The sequence below is a fragment of the Hyunsoonleella pacifica genome (assembly GCF_004310335.1).
In the GTDB taxonomy this organism is placed as follows: domain Bacteria; phylum Bacteroidota; class Bacteroidia; order Flavobacteriales; family Flavobacteriaceae; genus Jejuia; species Jejuia pacifica.
Genome location: NZ_SIRS01000001.1, coordinates 699,280 through 712,151, shown reverse-complemented (window position 1 = coordinate 712,151; position 12,872 = coordinate 699,280). Strand labels below are relative to the sequence as shown.

Below are 12,872 nucleotides of genomic sequence, written 5' to 3'. Positions count from 1 at the left end.
AAAAAAATATAAAGATGCATATGAACAAACAAAATATAGTTTTTAATTTTTAATGATCTTTTTTATGATTTGATCTTCTCCAATATTTAATTTTAAAAGGTATAAACCATCAGATAAATTTGAAATGTTTATACCCCCATCTACTACATCTAACTTTTGATCTATCTTTAATCCTTTAGCATCAAATAACTCAAACGTATAAGAGGTATTATGATTAACTACATGAATGATATCTTTTGTGGGGTTAGGGTATACAGATATTTCATTGTAATCTATAGAACCAGTATGTAATGGATTGTTAACAAAAACCCTACTACTTCCATTACTATAGTTGAATGCTAATAACTCATTCCAAATAAAATCTATTGTATTTTGAAAGTTATTTTGAACTAATGCATTTACAGTATTAGGAATTGTATAGGTTACTGGAGCCTTTTCTTCATAAATTGCCATATAAGTTATTAAACTCGCTAAAAAATAAAGTGTTGGCTCTCCATGTGGTGCGTTATCTTCATATAAGTCTAAAATAGGGATTTGACTTAAAGGTGTTTCTGTTAACAGCTTACTTAAAACTGGTCCAACAGGAATCATTCTAACATTTTCACTTGGGCGTGCAGCGTGTACAAAATCCTGATAATCAATCCACCAAGTGTGAAAGTCTCCAAGTGTGTAATTATTATAATTTTCAAACTCAGTTTCTGATGGAGGAAAACCTTCTCCAGCTATAAAACCAGCCATATCTGGCCAATTCTCATAAATGTAAGTTACAGCATTCGCTTCTTGATTATCAATCCAATCTACAATATCTATAGTAGCAGATACAGGAGATGTTGTTGGATTTCCAAAATAGTTAACATTAGAGGGCTGATATTGTACAAAATTTGCAGCTGTTAATAAAAAGGTATTAAAGTTAGCTTCTGAAAAATTTTGAGTATCAGAATCCCACGCTGATGGTACTTCACTAAATCCCCATTGTGAAATAGGCGGAAGATTAGCGTGTTGTGGTAAAAATCCATATTGTCCTGAAACCGAAACACTATGTTCTGCTTCTTGAGCTAATAAATGTAACCAGTGAGGAACTGTGGTTTCATCAGAATCTGTGGCATGAACAATAAGACTATGCCCAAAAATATACATAGTTTTATCCTGTTGAGCTATTGTTTTATTTGTAACAATAAGACATAATAATACTAGGGTAAATTGTAGTAGGTTTTTCATTTGATAATAATTTTTAAGATTTGGTATTCGTATATATAACAAACTATTTAAAAAAATTCCTACCCCAATTTTTTAAAAAAACTAGTTTTTTTTACCAAACACATTCAATTATTTTGTAGGTATTTAATTTTCAATATATTACACAAAAAAGGTTAGCAAACCACTAACCTTTTTTTAGAAAATAAAATAAAAAGTATTCCTATTCCTTAATAAATTTAAATGAAGAACCGCTTTCCAAAACTAGAAAATACATACCAGAAGATAATCTCGATACGTCTACAGAATTAAAATTCCCTGTAATTGCTTTTGTATCTATATGCTTACCGTGTATATCATATATACGTGCTTCTTTATCAGAAATTTTAGCTCTAATATTAATTGCTAATCTCGCTGGGTTTGGAAATACAGAACCTTCTAATTTTTTTGATAAATCATCTGTTGATAAGGTTGCTGAATTATTAACGATTACTTCATCAAACCATAATGAAAATGCACCAGATTGAGAATCATTAAAATCAGGAAAGACACTATATCTATTCACAATACCATCTAAATTAGGCGTGTAAGGAGAGGCAACTCCCGCAGTAGTAGCTTCTGCATCTGATAATGCTCCATTTAAGTTTGGTTGCCCTGGTATTCCAAAATCTTGAGATGCATATACTATTTGTGATTCTAACAACTGCCAGTCGCCGTTACCAGTATATGTAAAATCCGTTTCCAAAGGATTTTGTGTTCTATTAGAAATTGGATCGTCAGTAAATTGAAATCTAACTGGATAATTATTTACATCAGACCTCAAATAAACTAATAAAAATTTACCTGCACTTACATCTACAGTGGAAGTGAACTCTCCTCCATATCCTGCAAAACCTCCTGCAGATGCGGCAACTTGCAATAATCTAACATTTGGAGTAGTATTTCCTGTTTGATCAGGATTAGGATCTGGCGTATCTGATTTCATGATTGTATTAGAATCAAATGGAAAATCAAATGCAGGATTTATTCCATCCCAATTAATCAAGGTTGTTTGTGCAAAACCAAAATAACTGATTAGGGTTAATGAAAATAGAAGCGTAATTTTTTTCATATTAGTCAAGTTTTTAAATGAATTAATTCCAACATATGTTCTAAAAACAAATTGGCTTGAGCTAATATATTATCAGGTAGAATTGTGCTTTAAAATAAATAAAGCATTTTGTATAATTATAGAGTATTATTGAAGGTAATAAAAACCCCATAACAGGAAAACGAAAGTTATGTACTACAAAATCAATAATTTATAAACTGATTTTTTAACCAAAAATGTATTTAATTACTATTCTAAAGTATATGCATTCTAAATGCTAATAGTAAATAATAAAAAAGCGCAACCAAATTGGTTGCGCTTTCTGTTATTCAAAACTGCAATACTATTTCTAAATTTATCTTTATCTCATTTTATTTGAGAATATAAGACTTTACTCTTAGCAAGAAATAGTGTTTACATTACTTTACTTCTTCAAAATCAACATCTTCTACATTGTCGCCTTCAGATTGCGCTTGCTCACCTGTGCCTGCATCTGGTCCTGGTTGCGCTCCTCCAGCTTGTTGTGCGTCAGCTGCTTGTGCTTTGTAAATTTCTTCACTGGCTGCTTTCCAAATCTCATTAAGGTTATCTAAAGCTGGTTGAATTAACGCCAAATCTTTTGTTTCAAATTGCTTTTTCAATTCAGCTAAAGCGTCTTCAATCTTAGATTTGTTATCAGCTGATAATTTATCGCCAGACTCTTCTAATAACTTCTCTGTTTGGAAAATCATAGAATCTGCTTCATTTAATTTTTGAGCACTTTCTGCAGCAGCTTTATCAGCTTCAGCATTTGCTTCAGCATCAGCTTTCATTTTTTGAATTTCCTCTTCTGTTAATCCAGAAGATGCTTCAATTCTTATATCTTGTTTCTTACCAGTGGCTTTATCTTCTGCAGAAACTTTAATGATACCGTTAGCATCAATATCAAACGTTACCTCAATTTGCGGTGTACCACGTCTAGCTGGTGGAATACCATCTAAGTGGAAACGTCCAATAGTTTTATTATCAGCAGCCATTGCTCTTTCCCCTTGTAATACATGAATTTCTACAGAAGGTTGATTATCAGCAGCAGTTGAAAATACCTGCGATTTCTTAGTAGGAATAGTGGTATTAGCTTCAATCAACTTAGTAAATACATTACCCATAGTTTCAATACCAAGAGATAACGGTGTTACATCTAATAAAAGTACATCTTTTACATCACCAGTTAATACACCACCTTGTATACCAGCTCCTAAAGACACTACTTCATCAGGGTTTACACCTTTACTTGGTGCTTTTCCAAAGAATTTCTCAACCGCTTCTTGTACCGCAGGAATACGAGTAGATCCACCTACTAAAATTACCTCGTCAATATCATTTTTACTTAAACCAGCAGCCTTTAAAGCAGACTCACATGGCTCTATTGTGCGTTTTACCAAATCATCAATTAATTGCTCAAACTTAGAACGTGTTAATGTACGTACTAAATGCTTAGGTCCACTAGCTGTAGCTGTAATATAAGGCAAGTTAATTTCTGTTTGTGCAGAAGATGATAGTTCAATCTTAGCTTTTTCAGCAGCTTCTTTTAAACGTTGTAAAGACATTGGATCTTGTCTCAAGTCCATACTTTCTTCTGCTTTAAACTCATCTGCTAACCAGTTAATGATTTTTTCATCAACATCATCACCACCTAAGTGTGTATCTCCATCGGTAGATAGTACTTCAAATACACCATCACCTAATTCTAAGATAGATACATCATGCGTTCCTCCACCAAAATCAAAAACAACTATTTTTTGATCAGTGCCTTTTTTATCTAAACCATAGGCCAATGCCGCAGCAGTAGGCTCATTAATAATACGCTCTACTTTCAAACCTGCAATTTCTCCAGCTTCTTTAGTAGCTTGTCTTTGCGAATCGTTAAAATAAGCAGGAACAGTAATTACAGCTCTACTTACGTCTTGCCCTAAGTAATCCTCAGCAGTCTTCTTCATTTTTTGAAGAATCATAGCCGATAATTCCTGTGGTGTATATAATCTACCATCAATATCAACTCTAGGCGTATCATTATCGCCCTTTACCACTTTATATGGTACACGTTCTGCTTCTTTAGTAGATTCAGAATATTTATTGCCCATAAAACGTTTAATAGAATAAACCGTTTTTGTAGGGTTAGTTACAGCTTGTCGCTTTGCAGGATCTCCAACCTTAATCTCTCCTCCTTCTACAAAAGCAATCACAGATGGTGTAGTACGTTTACCTTCAGCGTTTGGGATAACAACAGGATCATTACCTTCCATTACCGAAACGCAAGAGTTGGTTGTTCCTAAATCGATTCCAATAATTTTACTCATAATATTTATTTATTGTATTGAATATTCTTTTTTAAATTCATTTTATTCTAGTCAATCTTTATGCCAATACATAATATATGACACAGTGTCAGTGTATCAGTATTCAACAGGCTGTCCCAGTTTGCAGTGTGTTTAAATAACCAATAGAAATAGTTAATACTAATTTATGGCGCAACCCACAAGGGGTCGGGCTTTCGGTAGTCGCTCTCTCCTTCGTCAAGTAGCTTCAACAAATACCTCAATCCCTTGCGCGGGGTATGTCTGCAAAAGTTTATACTAAGTCATAGCTTTTTGGTTTTCTAAATACTTTGCGTCTTACTGGCTTTGCGAGAGCAAAAAAACAACATATATTTGCCAACTATAACGTTTGCGTAACTATGGAATGCATTTCAATTTTCGATATGCTAAAAATAGGTATAGGGCCTTCAAGTTCACATACCCTTGGGCCATGGCGTGCCGCCGAACTCTGGATAGAAGAACTCAAAACTGACAAAATATTCCATAACGTAAAGCAAATTACAGTAAACCTCTATGGCTCATTATCACTCACAGGAAAAGGACATGCCACCGATTATGCCGTAATGTTAGGGCTAAGCGGAAAAGATCCTGAAACCATTCCAACTGAAGATATTGAAAATACCGTTGCCGAAATTAAAAAAACAAACCTGTTACACCTTGGAGGGGAAAAAGAATTACCATTCAATCCAAAATCCGATATCATTTTCAATAAAAAATTTTTACCGTTCCACGCTAATGGCATGAGTTTTACGGCAAAAATTGAAGGTAAAAATGTAACCTCAAAATTCTATTCTATCGGAGGAGGCTTCGTCGTAAAAGAAGAACGCAAAAACTCAAAAAAGAATTTCGAAATAAAATGCAGCTTTCCTTACCCGATTGAAAAAGGAACAGAACTACTTCAATTTTGTAAACAACTCAACAAACCTATTTCAGATGTAGTTTTAGAAAACGAAAAATCTATCAGAACTGAAGAAGAAATTGATGTACAACTAAATCGTATATGGAATACCATGTTAGATTGTATGTATACAGGTTGTCATACAGAAGGTACGCTGCCAGGAGGATTAAATGTGAGGCGTCGTGCATACGATCTACATCAAAACCTAAAAAGTAATACCCCATACAGCACCCCAGTAGAATGGATTTATGCGATTAGGAATAGTGAAGTAAAATTTCGACAAATTTTAAAATGGGTAAGCTGTTTTGCTTTAGCTGTCAACGAAGTAAATGCAGCTTTAGGTCGTGTTGTAACAGCTCCAACTAATGGAAGTGCAGGAGTAATTCCAGCCGTTTTAATGTACTATCTTGTAATAGAAAATCACGATGGTAATTTTGAAGATATTAAACGGTTTTTATTAGTTGCAGGAGAAATTGGCAGTATATTTAAAAAAGGTGCAACTATAAGTGCAGCTATGGGAGGATGCCAAGCAGAAATAGGGGTCTCATCTGCAATGGCAGCCGGAGCATTATGCGAACTTTTAGGAGGCACACCAGAACAAGTATTAATGGCTGCAGAAATTGCCATGGAACACCATTTAGGCTTAACCTGTGATCCTATTGGCGGCTTAGTACAAATTCCATGTATAGAACGTAATGCAATGGGTGTCATTAAAGCCATAAATGCATCTGAATTGGCATTGGATACCTCTCCCCAAAATGTAAAAGTGCCTCTAGATAAAGTAGTAAACACAATGTGGGAAACCGCCAAAGATATGAACACAAAATATAAAGAAACTTCCAAAGGAGGTCTGGCAGTTGGTGTACATTTATCAGATTGTTAATTCTTACAAATTATCTGTTTTGCAATTACTCTTATATTTTGACGTTTATATCCTAGTTTAACAGAATAGAATTTCGATAAAACGAAATCCAAATATGTAATTCATCGAAAAAATAACTCATTAATCGTCAATTTATTTATATTTGAGCAAATTAAGACTTAAAAAACTTACGTTTTAAGTTAATTCCTAAAAAAAATGAAAAAGATTCTACTCTATGGCATTTGCTGCCTATCATTAAGTATTTCTGCTCAGGATTACAGAGATTATTTAGGTGCAGGACATAGCAATGGTATAACGGTAACCTCAAGTAGTCAACAAACAAGAACAGACTGGAGAGAAAGTGCTGAAGCTATAAACACCATTAATGGTAATGGTTTAGATGGAAAGCTCTTAGAAACATCACGTTTTCTAGCACAAGCAACATTTGGAACTGATTTAAACTATATAAAATCTGTAGCAGAACAACCTTTTGAAGATTGGATAGATACTCAATTTGAAATAGATTCTGCTCCCCTTCAACAGTTAACACAAAATATATTTAGTGAGGCACGCCAAATGTATTTGTCTAATGGCGGTAATCCAGAAAATAATACTACTCCTAATTGGTTACATTTTATGTATGCATGGTGGCAGTCTAACATCAATAACGAAGACCTATTACGTCAAAGGGTAGCATTAGCACTTAGCGAAATTTTAGTGATTTCGAGAGAGTCTAACCTTTCTAGTTACGGTGTAGGTTTAGCTGATTATTATGATGTATTGAAAGACAATGCCTTTGGTAACTTTAGAAACCTACTAAAAGATGTCACTGTACATCCAATGATGGGTGTTTATTTAAGTCATTATAATAATCCTAGAAGTATTCCTGATAGAAACATACATCCAGATGAAAATTATGCACGAGAAATTATGCAATTATTTACCATTGGGTTGTACGAATTAAACCAAGATGGCACCTATGTTATAGACGGACAAGGCAATCGTATTCCAACCTATAACAACGATGATATTAAGGAATTTTCTAAAGTTTTTACAGGTTTAGGACCAGCAGGAATTGAAGATGAATTTCCTGATAGAACGTTACGATTTGGAATGGGACATTATTTTGCTAGAAAAGATATGCCTATGATAATGTATGATGATTGGCATGAACCAGGATCTAAACAATTACTTAACGGTTATACAATACCTAGTGGACAATCTGGTATGCAAGATATTGACGATGCTATAAATCATTTATTTAATCACAACAATACAGGTCCTTTTATTGCAAAACGATTAATTCAACAATTGGTAAAATCTAACCCATCCACAGGATATGTATCTCGTGTTAGTGCTGCTTTTAATAATACCAAAGGCGTAAGAGGCGATATGAAAGCTGTGATAAAAGCAATTCTATTAGATGAAGAAGCTAGAAACTGTAGCTGGATAGAGAACCCCATGAGTGGTAAAATGATTGAACCAATGATGCGTTATTTTAATGTAGTAAGACAAATTGACTTGGATAATAATGATGGACGCTATTGGAATAATGGATACGATTTCTTTAACAATACAGGACAGGCACCACTATCTGCTCCTAGTGTTTTTAATTTTTTCCTTCCAGAATATGTACCCAATAGTGAATTTGCAGATGCAAATCTATTAGCGCCAGAATTTCAAATCCATAATTCTGCCACCAGTATAAACTACTTAAATCAGGTAGATGCATGGACAAATCCAAGATGGTATGATGTTCTAAGAACTTGGGGATTAGAATTAGAGGGTACACCTCTAGATTTTGAAGCCTTAAAATATTATGCAAAAGATAGCGAAGTATTAGTAAATCAGCTGGATAAACTATTTACACGAGGCCAGCTTTCAGGTGATACTAAACAAACTATTGTAAATGCCGTAGAGCCTATTATAAATGGTTGGGGGCAAGAAGTTCAATATACAGATTTAAGAGTAAAAATGGCACTATATCTTTTAATGATAAGTCCAGATTATGTCATACTTAAATAAAACCTATGACGAAGAAGAAAAATACAATGTCAAGAAGAAAATTTTTAGGAGACTCCTGCGCTGCTTTGGGGTATACAACCCTATTTTCTTCTCTTATCAACCTAAAGGCTATGGCTGCAGCAGCTATGGATAACTCTGCAATTATACCTTATGGTGGAGATTATAAAGCACTAGTTTGCATAATGCTTAGTGGAGGAAACGATTCGTTTAATATGCTTATTCCTAAAGGGAATAATGAGTATAATGAATACGCTACTTCCAGATCAAACTTAGCAATTCCACAAAATGACGTATTGCAAATTAACCCAAATACAAGTGATGGGAGAGTTTTTGGCTTACATCCTGAGCTTGGAGATATGCGACAATTATTTGAAAGTGGCAATTTAGCCTTTCTATCAAACGTAGGTACACTAGTAGAGCCTTCAACAAAAAGTGAAATAAAAGATAATACTGTAAGAACACCTCTGGGCTTGTTTTCGCATTCAGATCAATCTCAACAATGGCAAACAGGAAAACCAGGCGAACGCACAAATATAGGATGGGGTGGAAAAATTGCAGATTTAGTACAATCTATGAACTCCAGTACAGATATTTCTATGAATATCTCTTTACGAGGTACAAATATATTTCAGCAAGGAGACCAGATAACACCTTACGCTATTAGAAATGAGGGCAGTGTGGGCATTAATGGATATCAAGGAGATGGTTTTTTCAACGAACTTAAAACCGAAGCTCTCAATTCCATGCTAGAAAAGGATTATCAAGATATATATAAAAACACCTATAAAAACACGATTAAAGCATCCAATGATGCAAATTTAGCATTTCAATCAGCAGTAGATGGTGTTCAAGATTTTATCACACCTCTCCCTGAAGAAAACGGGTTAGCACCTCAATTGCGTATGGTAGCTAAAACTATTGGTGCTAGAGATACTTTAGGATTTTCAAGACAAATTTTCTTTGTTGAAATTGGAGGTTTTGATAATCATGATGAATTATTAATCAACCAAGCAAGTAAACTAAAAGAAGTAAATGATGCCCTTGCATATTTTAACAGTTTACTTTTTGAATTAAATATAAGTGATTGTGTAACCACATTCAGTGTATCAGACTTTGCTAGAACGTTAACATCCAACGGAAACGGAACAGACCATGCTTGGGGAGGAAATGCCTTTATCATGGGAGGTGCTGTAAATGGAAAAGAAATTTATGGAGACTACCCTACTCTTGCGCTTGATAGCGATTTAGATTTAAGAAGTGGCGTTCTTATTCCAACCACGGCTGCAGATTTATATATGGCTGAATTAGCACTTTGGTTTGGAGTTTCTCCGTCAGATTTAAATATGGTATTGCCTAATTTATCCAATTTTTACGATACCAATAGTAGTACGCCACCAATAGGATTTATGAATTTAACATAATGAAAAATATTTATTTTTACATAACGTTACTTATAGTTTCTAGTTTACAAATACTAGAAGCGCAATGCTATCCTGACAGACATAGTACTAATTGGTTTGATGGTTGGGTATCATGTGAACCCTCTGCAAATCCTATATCATCTTATGGAGAAACACATTGGATAATGTATGATTTAGGATATAATTACGTGCTTAACGAAACCCAATTCTGGAATGCAAACGAGCCAAAACATTTAGATTTTGGTATCAATGAATTTAATGTAGACTATTCTCTTGACGGTGTTACTTGGGATAAATTGGGAACTTTTAATTTAGAACAAGCCTCAGGTTCATCAACTTATCAAGGTAGTGAAGGCCCCAATTTTAATGCCACAAAAGCCAGATATGTACTGATAACTCCAACTTCAAATTTTGGAGGTAATTGTTATGGTTTGAGTGAATTAAAAATAGCAATTACAGATCCTTTTACGGTAGTTGAGGAAGAAGATGGTTACAATGCATCAGTATACCCAAATCCTTTTATAGGTTATGTATCACTTAGAATTGTGAGTTTATCTCAATCAGAACCTCTGGAATTTACTTTATATGATATCATGGGGCGTACTATTACTAATGGTAATATTACCATTACAGAAGATAATCAAAACTATCAATTACCAATTAATGGATATAATTTATCTGTTGGAATTTATATTTTAAAAACCAATCAAAGCGGTAAAGAAAAGTCATTTAAACTTATCAAAAGAAAATAGTTTTTGAGTGGAACCATAAGGGTGGGGTTTACCTGCTGGTAGATAGGATTTCTCCAATTGCTCCTCCTAAGGTCGGGAGTTCCAACATACCGTTCAATCTCTTGCTCACTAGATCACAGCATAAGTAAATTGCAACAAACTTATTTTAAACCCTAAATTAAAGCGTATTAAACTTTGAATATGCTGGTGGTTTTATACCCTTAAAGCGAAGGTAACTTATAGCTTGAGCTCTATGATGTGCAGTATGATTTTCTGCTCTCAAAATAAGGTCAATATTAGTATGTCCTCCTAAAAACCAAGGTTTTTCCTTCTCTACACCTTCACTTAAAATATCGTCATTTAAGTTGCTAAGATTAGATATTACATAATCAAAAGTATTAAGCAAATATTCAGCTACAACAGTTTTTATCATTTTTGGATCTCTGTTCACAAACATATCAGGATAAAATACACTTACGCTATCTGGTCGCTCTAAAAAAAAAGCAGCCTTACTCATAGCAGCAAAATCAGGGTAAGTTTTAGAATCAACTAAAACACCAATAAAAGCATTATTTGTAAAACCTATATGCATAAAATGCTGTGCAAAACTCATCTGAGCATCAGTAGGACTATACTCCAAACTTTCTTCTGGCATTGTATTAAACACTTCTAAAGTGTAAGTCTTAGAAGTTTTCCATCGTTTAATTAAAATATCAACAAGCTTAGCATTTGAAACTGGCATTCTTGAAGAGATAAACGCTAAAGGGCTTAATCCAATGATTCCTAATAATTGTCTCCTTTTCATAATTTAGTTTATTACTTTTTTTGATTAATGTTACAATTAAAACGTCTTCTTGTATCAATTAAATAGATAATCTTCCATGTTCCATCCTTAAATAATTGAAAGGAATTCACTCCACAATGACTAAATTCTTCATTAAACCAAAATTCATAAGGAGTCCATACATTTGCCATATTACCATCTACCTTTATAGTGTAATCTAAAATACGCTCATCCCATTTTTGATCCTCAGGTCTTTCTGTTATTGCATTTATTAAATCATCTGGAGTATTGGCTACCAAAACATCTTTTCCTTCTTTATTCTTATAAGCTGTTTGCATTATGATTCTATCTGCCATAACCGATTTCATTAAAGCTGTATCGCCTTTATGAAAGCCTTCAAAAAATGTCTCTATCGTAGATTTTGCCAACTTACTATCATCTTCTTGAGCAGCCAAGATAGTGGTAATAAAAAGTATGGCACAAAGTATAACATGTTTCATATTTCTACATTTTTTTTCTAAAATAATTGATAGATTATACTTATTGTAGCTAATAAAGAAAAGTTTAACAGTATCTGCTTTATTTAGTATTTTTACCGCAATACAAAATTTATAAGACATGTCTACTGCTAAAAAAGAATACAAACGCGTTACCGTAAAATCCTTAGTGGATATGAAAGCTTCTGGCGAAAAAATTTCTATGCTAACTGCTTACGATTACACCATGGCAAAAATTGTTGATGGTGCAGGTGTAGATGTTATTTTGGTTGGTGATTCAGCTAGTAATGTTATGGCAGGACATGAAACTACCTTACCTATTACATTGGACCAAATGATTTATCATGCTTCCTCTGTAGTACGTGCCATAGATAGAGCTTTAATTGTTGTTGACTTACCATTTGGAAGTTACCAGAGCGATCCTAAAGAAGCATTACGTTCTGCTATTAGAATTATGAAAGAAAGTGGAGCACATTCTGTAAAGTTAGAAGGTGGTAAGGAAGTTAAAGAATCTATAAAACGAATTTTGAATGCCGGTATTCCCGTGATGGGGCACTTGGGTTTAACGCCACAATCCATTTATAAATTTGGAACTTATACAGTACGAGCAAAAGAAGAACAAGAAGCCAAGCAATTATTAAGTGATGCTAGAATGCTAGAAAAATTGGGATGTTTTGCAATTGTTTTAGAAAAGATTCCTGCTAAATTAGCGCAACAAGTTGCTGAAAGTGTTAGTATCCCAATTATTGGTATAGGTGCTGGACCAGATGTTGATGGTCAAGTATTGGTACTTCACGATATGATAGGTATGACGCACGAATTCAACCCAAGATTTTTAAGACGTTACTTAAATTTATATGAAGAAATGACGACCGCTATTTCTCAATATGTTGATGATGTAAAAACTCAAGATTTCCCTAACGAGAGTGAGAAGTATTAAGTTTTCATTCACGATAATCAGAATCAAGTATACGCTTTTAGATTTTGCGTCTTAACCTGTTTGAGGAATAAAAATT

General features: G+C 33.8%; 10 protein-coding genes. 5 read left to right on the top strand and 5 right to left on the bottom strand.

The window, feature by feature from the left end; all coding sequences use genetic code 11:
- Positions 1–42 precede the first annotated feature (42 nt).
- From EYD46_RS02745 to dnaK, 3 genes are all read right to left on the bottom strand, one after another.
- The gene (locus EYD46_RS02745; protein WP_130935515.1) at positions 43–1,218 is read right to left on the bottom strand and encodes a T9SS type A sorting domain-containing protein; all 1,176 of its coding nucleotides are present in this window, start codon (positions 1,216–1,218) and stop codon (positions 43–45) included.
- Positions 1,219–1,417: 199 nt separating this feature from the next.
- Positions 1,418–2,305 carry a T9SS type A sorting domain-containing protein gene (locus tag EYD46_RS02740; protein WP_130935514.1) on the bottom strand — a complete coding sequence of 296 codons (888 nt, stop codon included), beginning with the start codon at positions 2,303–2,305 and terminating at the stop codon, positions 1,418–1,420.
- Between the two features lie 398 nt (positions 2,306–2,703).
- Positions 2,704–4,620 carry a molecular chaperone DnaK gene (dnaK, locus tag EYD46_RS02735; protein ID WP_130935513.1) on the bottom strand — a complete coding sequence of 639 codons (1,917 nt, stop codon included), beginning with the start codon at positions 4,618–4,620 and terminating at the stop codon, positions 2,704–2,706.
- 377 nt (positions 4,621–4,997) lie between these two features.
- On the opposite strand from dnaK, the gene EYD46_RS02730 reads away from it, so the two are divergent.
- From EYD46_RS02730 to EYD46_RS02715, 4 genes are all read left to right on the top strand, one after another.
- Positions 4,998–6,419, top strand: a complete 1,422-nt coding sequence (locus EYD46_RS02730; RefSeq protein WP_130935512.1) for an L-serine ammonia-lyase — start codon at positions 4,998–5,000, stop codon at positions 6,417–6,419.
- A gap of 195 nt (positions 6,420–6,614) precedes the next feature.
- Positions 6,615–8,423 carry a DUF1800 domain-containing protein gene (locus EYD46_RS02725; protein ID WP_130935511.1) on the top strand — a complete coding sequence of 603 codons (1,809 nt, stop codon included), beginning with the start codon at positions 6,615–6,617 and terminating at the stop codon, positions 8,421–8,423.
- 5 nt (positions 8,424–8,428) lie between these two features.
- Positions 8,429–9,844: a DUF1501 domain-containing protein gene (locus EYD46_RS02720; protein WP_130935510.1), complete on the top strand. Its 1,416-nt coding sequence runs from the start codon at positions 8,429–8,431 to the stop codon at positions 9,842–9,844.
- Entirely contained in the window at positions 9,844–10,596 is a 753-nt protein-coding gene (locus EYD46_RS02715; protein WP_130935509.1) for a T9SS type A sorting domain-containing protein, read from the top strand. The genes EYD46_RS02720 and EYD46_RS02715 overlap by 1 nt, the downstream gene beginning before the upstream one ends.
- 157 nt (positions 10,597–10,753) lie before the next feature.
- On the opposite strand, the gene EYD46_RS02710 is transcribed toward EYD46_RS02715, so the two are convergent.
- Entirely contained in the window at positions 10,754–11,380 is a 627-nt protein-coding gene (locus tag EYD46_RS02710) for a DinB family protein (protein ID WP_130935508.1), read from the bottom strand.
- A gap of 11 nt (positions 11,381–11,391) precedes the next feature.
- Positions 11,392–11,859, bottom strand: a complete 468-nt coding sequence (locus tag EYD46_RS02705) for a nuclear transport factor 2 family protein (RefSeq protein ID WP_130935507.1) — start codon at positions 11,857–11,859, stop codon at positions 11,392–11,394.
- 118 nt (positions 11,860–11,977) lie between these two features.
- On the opposite strand from EYD46_RS02705, the gene panB reads away from it, so the two are divergent.
- The gene (gene panB / locus EYD46_RS02700; RefSeq protein WP_130935506.1) at positions 11,978–12,796 is read left to right on the top strand and encodes a 3-methyl-2-oxobutanoate hydroxymethyltransferase; all 819 of its coding nucleotides are present in this window, start codon (positions 11,978–11,980) and stop codon (positions 12,794–12,796) included.
- The last annotated feature ends 76 nt before the right edge of the window (positions 12,797–12,872 follow it).

Coding starts and splice junctions, on each gene's coding strand:
- EYD46_RS02745 (WP_130935515.1), bottom strand. CDS start 1,218: ATGAAAAACCTACTACAATTTACCCTAGTATTATTATGTCTTATTGTT.
- EYD46_RS02740 (WP_130935514.1), bottom strand. CDS start 2,305: ATGAAAAAAATTACGCTTCTATTTTCATTAACCCTAATCAGTTATTTT.
- dnaK (WP_130935513.1), bottom strand. CDS start 4,620: ATGAGTAAAATTATTGGAATCGATTTAGGAACAACCAACTCTTGCGTT.
- EYD46_RS02730 (WP_130935512.1), top strand. CDS start 4,998: ATGGAATGCATTTCAATTTTCGATATGCTAAAAATAGGTATAGGGCCT.
- EYD46_RS02725 (WP_130935511.1), top strand. CDS start 6,615: ATGAAAAAGATTCTACTCTATGGCATTTGCTGCCTATCATTAAGTATT.
- EYD46_RS02720 (WP_130935510.1), top strand. CDS start 8,429: ATGACGAAGAAGAAAAATACAATGTCAAGAAGAAAATTTTTAGGAGAC.
- EYD46_RS02715 (WP_130935509.1), top strand. CDS start 9,844: ATGAAAAATATTTATTTTTACATAACGTTACTTATAGTTTCTAGTTTA.
- EYD46_RS02710 (WP_130935508.1), bottom strand. CDS start 11,380: ATGAAAAGGAGACAATTATTAGGAATCATTGGATTAAGCCCTTTAGCG.
- EYD46_RS02705 (WP_130935507.1), bottom strand. CDS start 11,859: ATGAAACATGTTATACTTTGTGCCATACTTTTTATTACCACTATCTTG.
- panB (WP_130935506.1), top strand. CDS start 11,978: ATGTCTACTGCTAAAAAAGAATACAAACGCGTTACCGTAAAATCCTTA.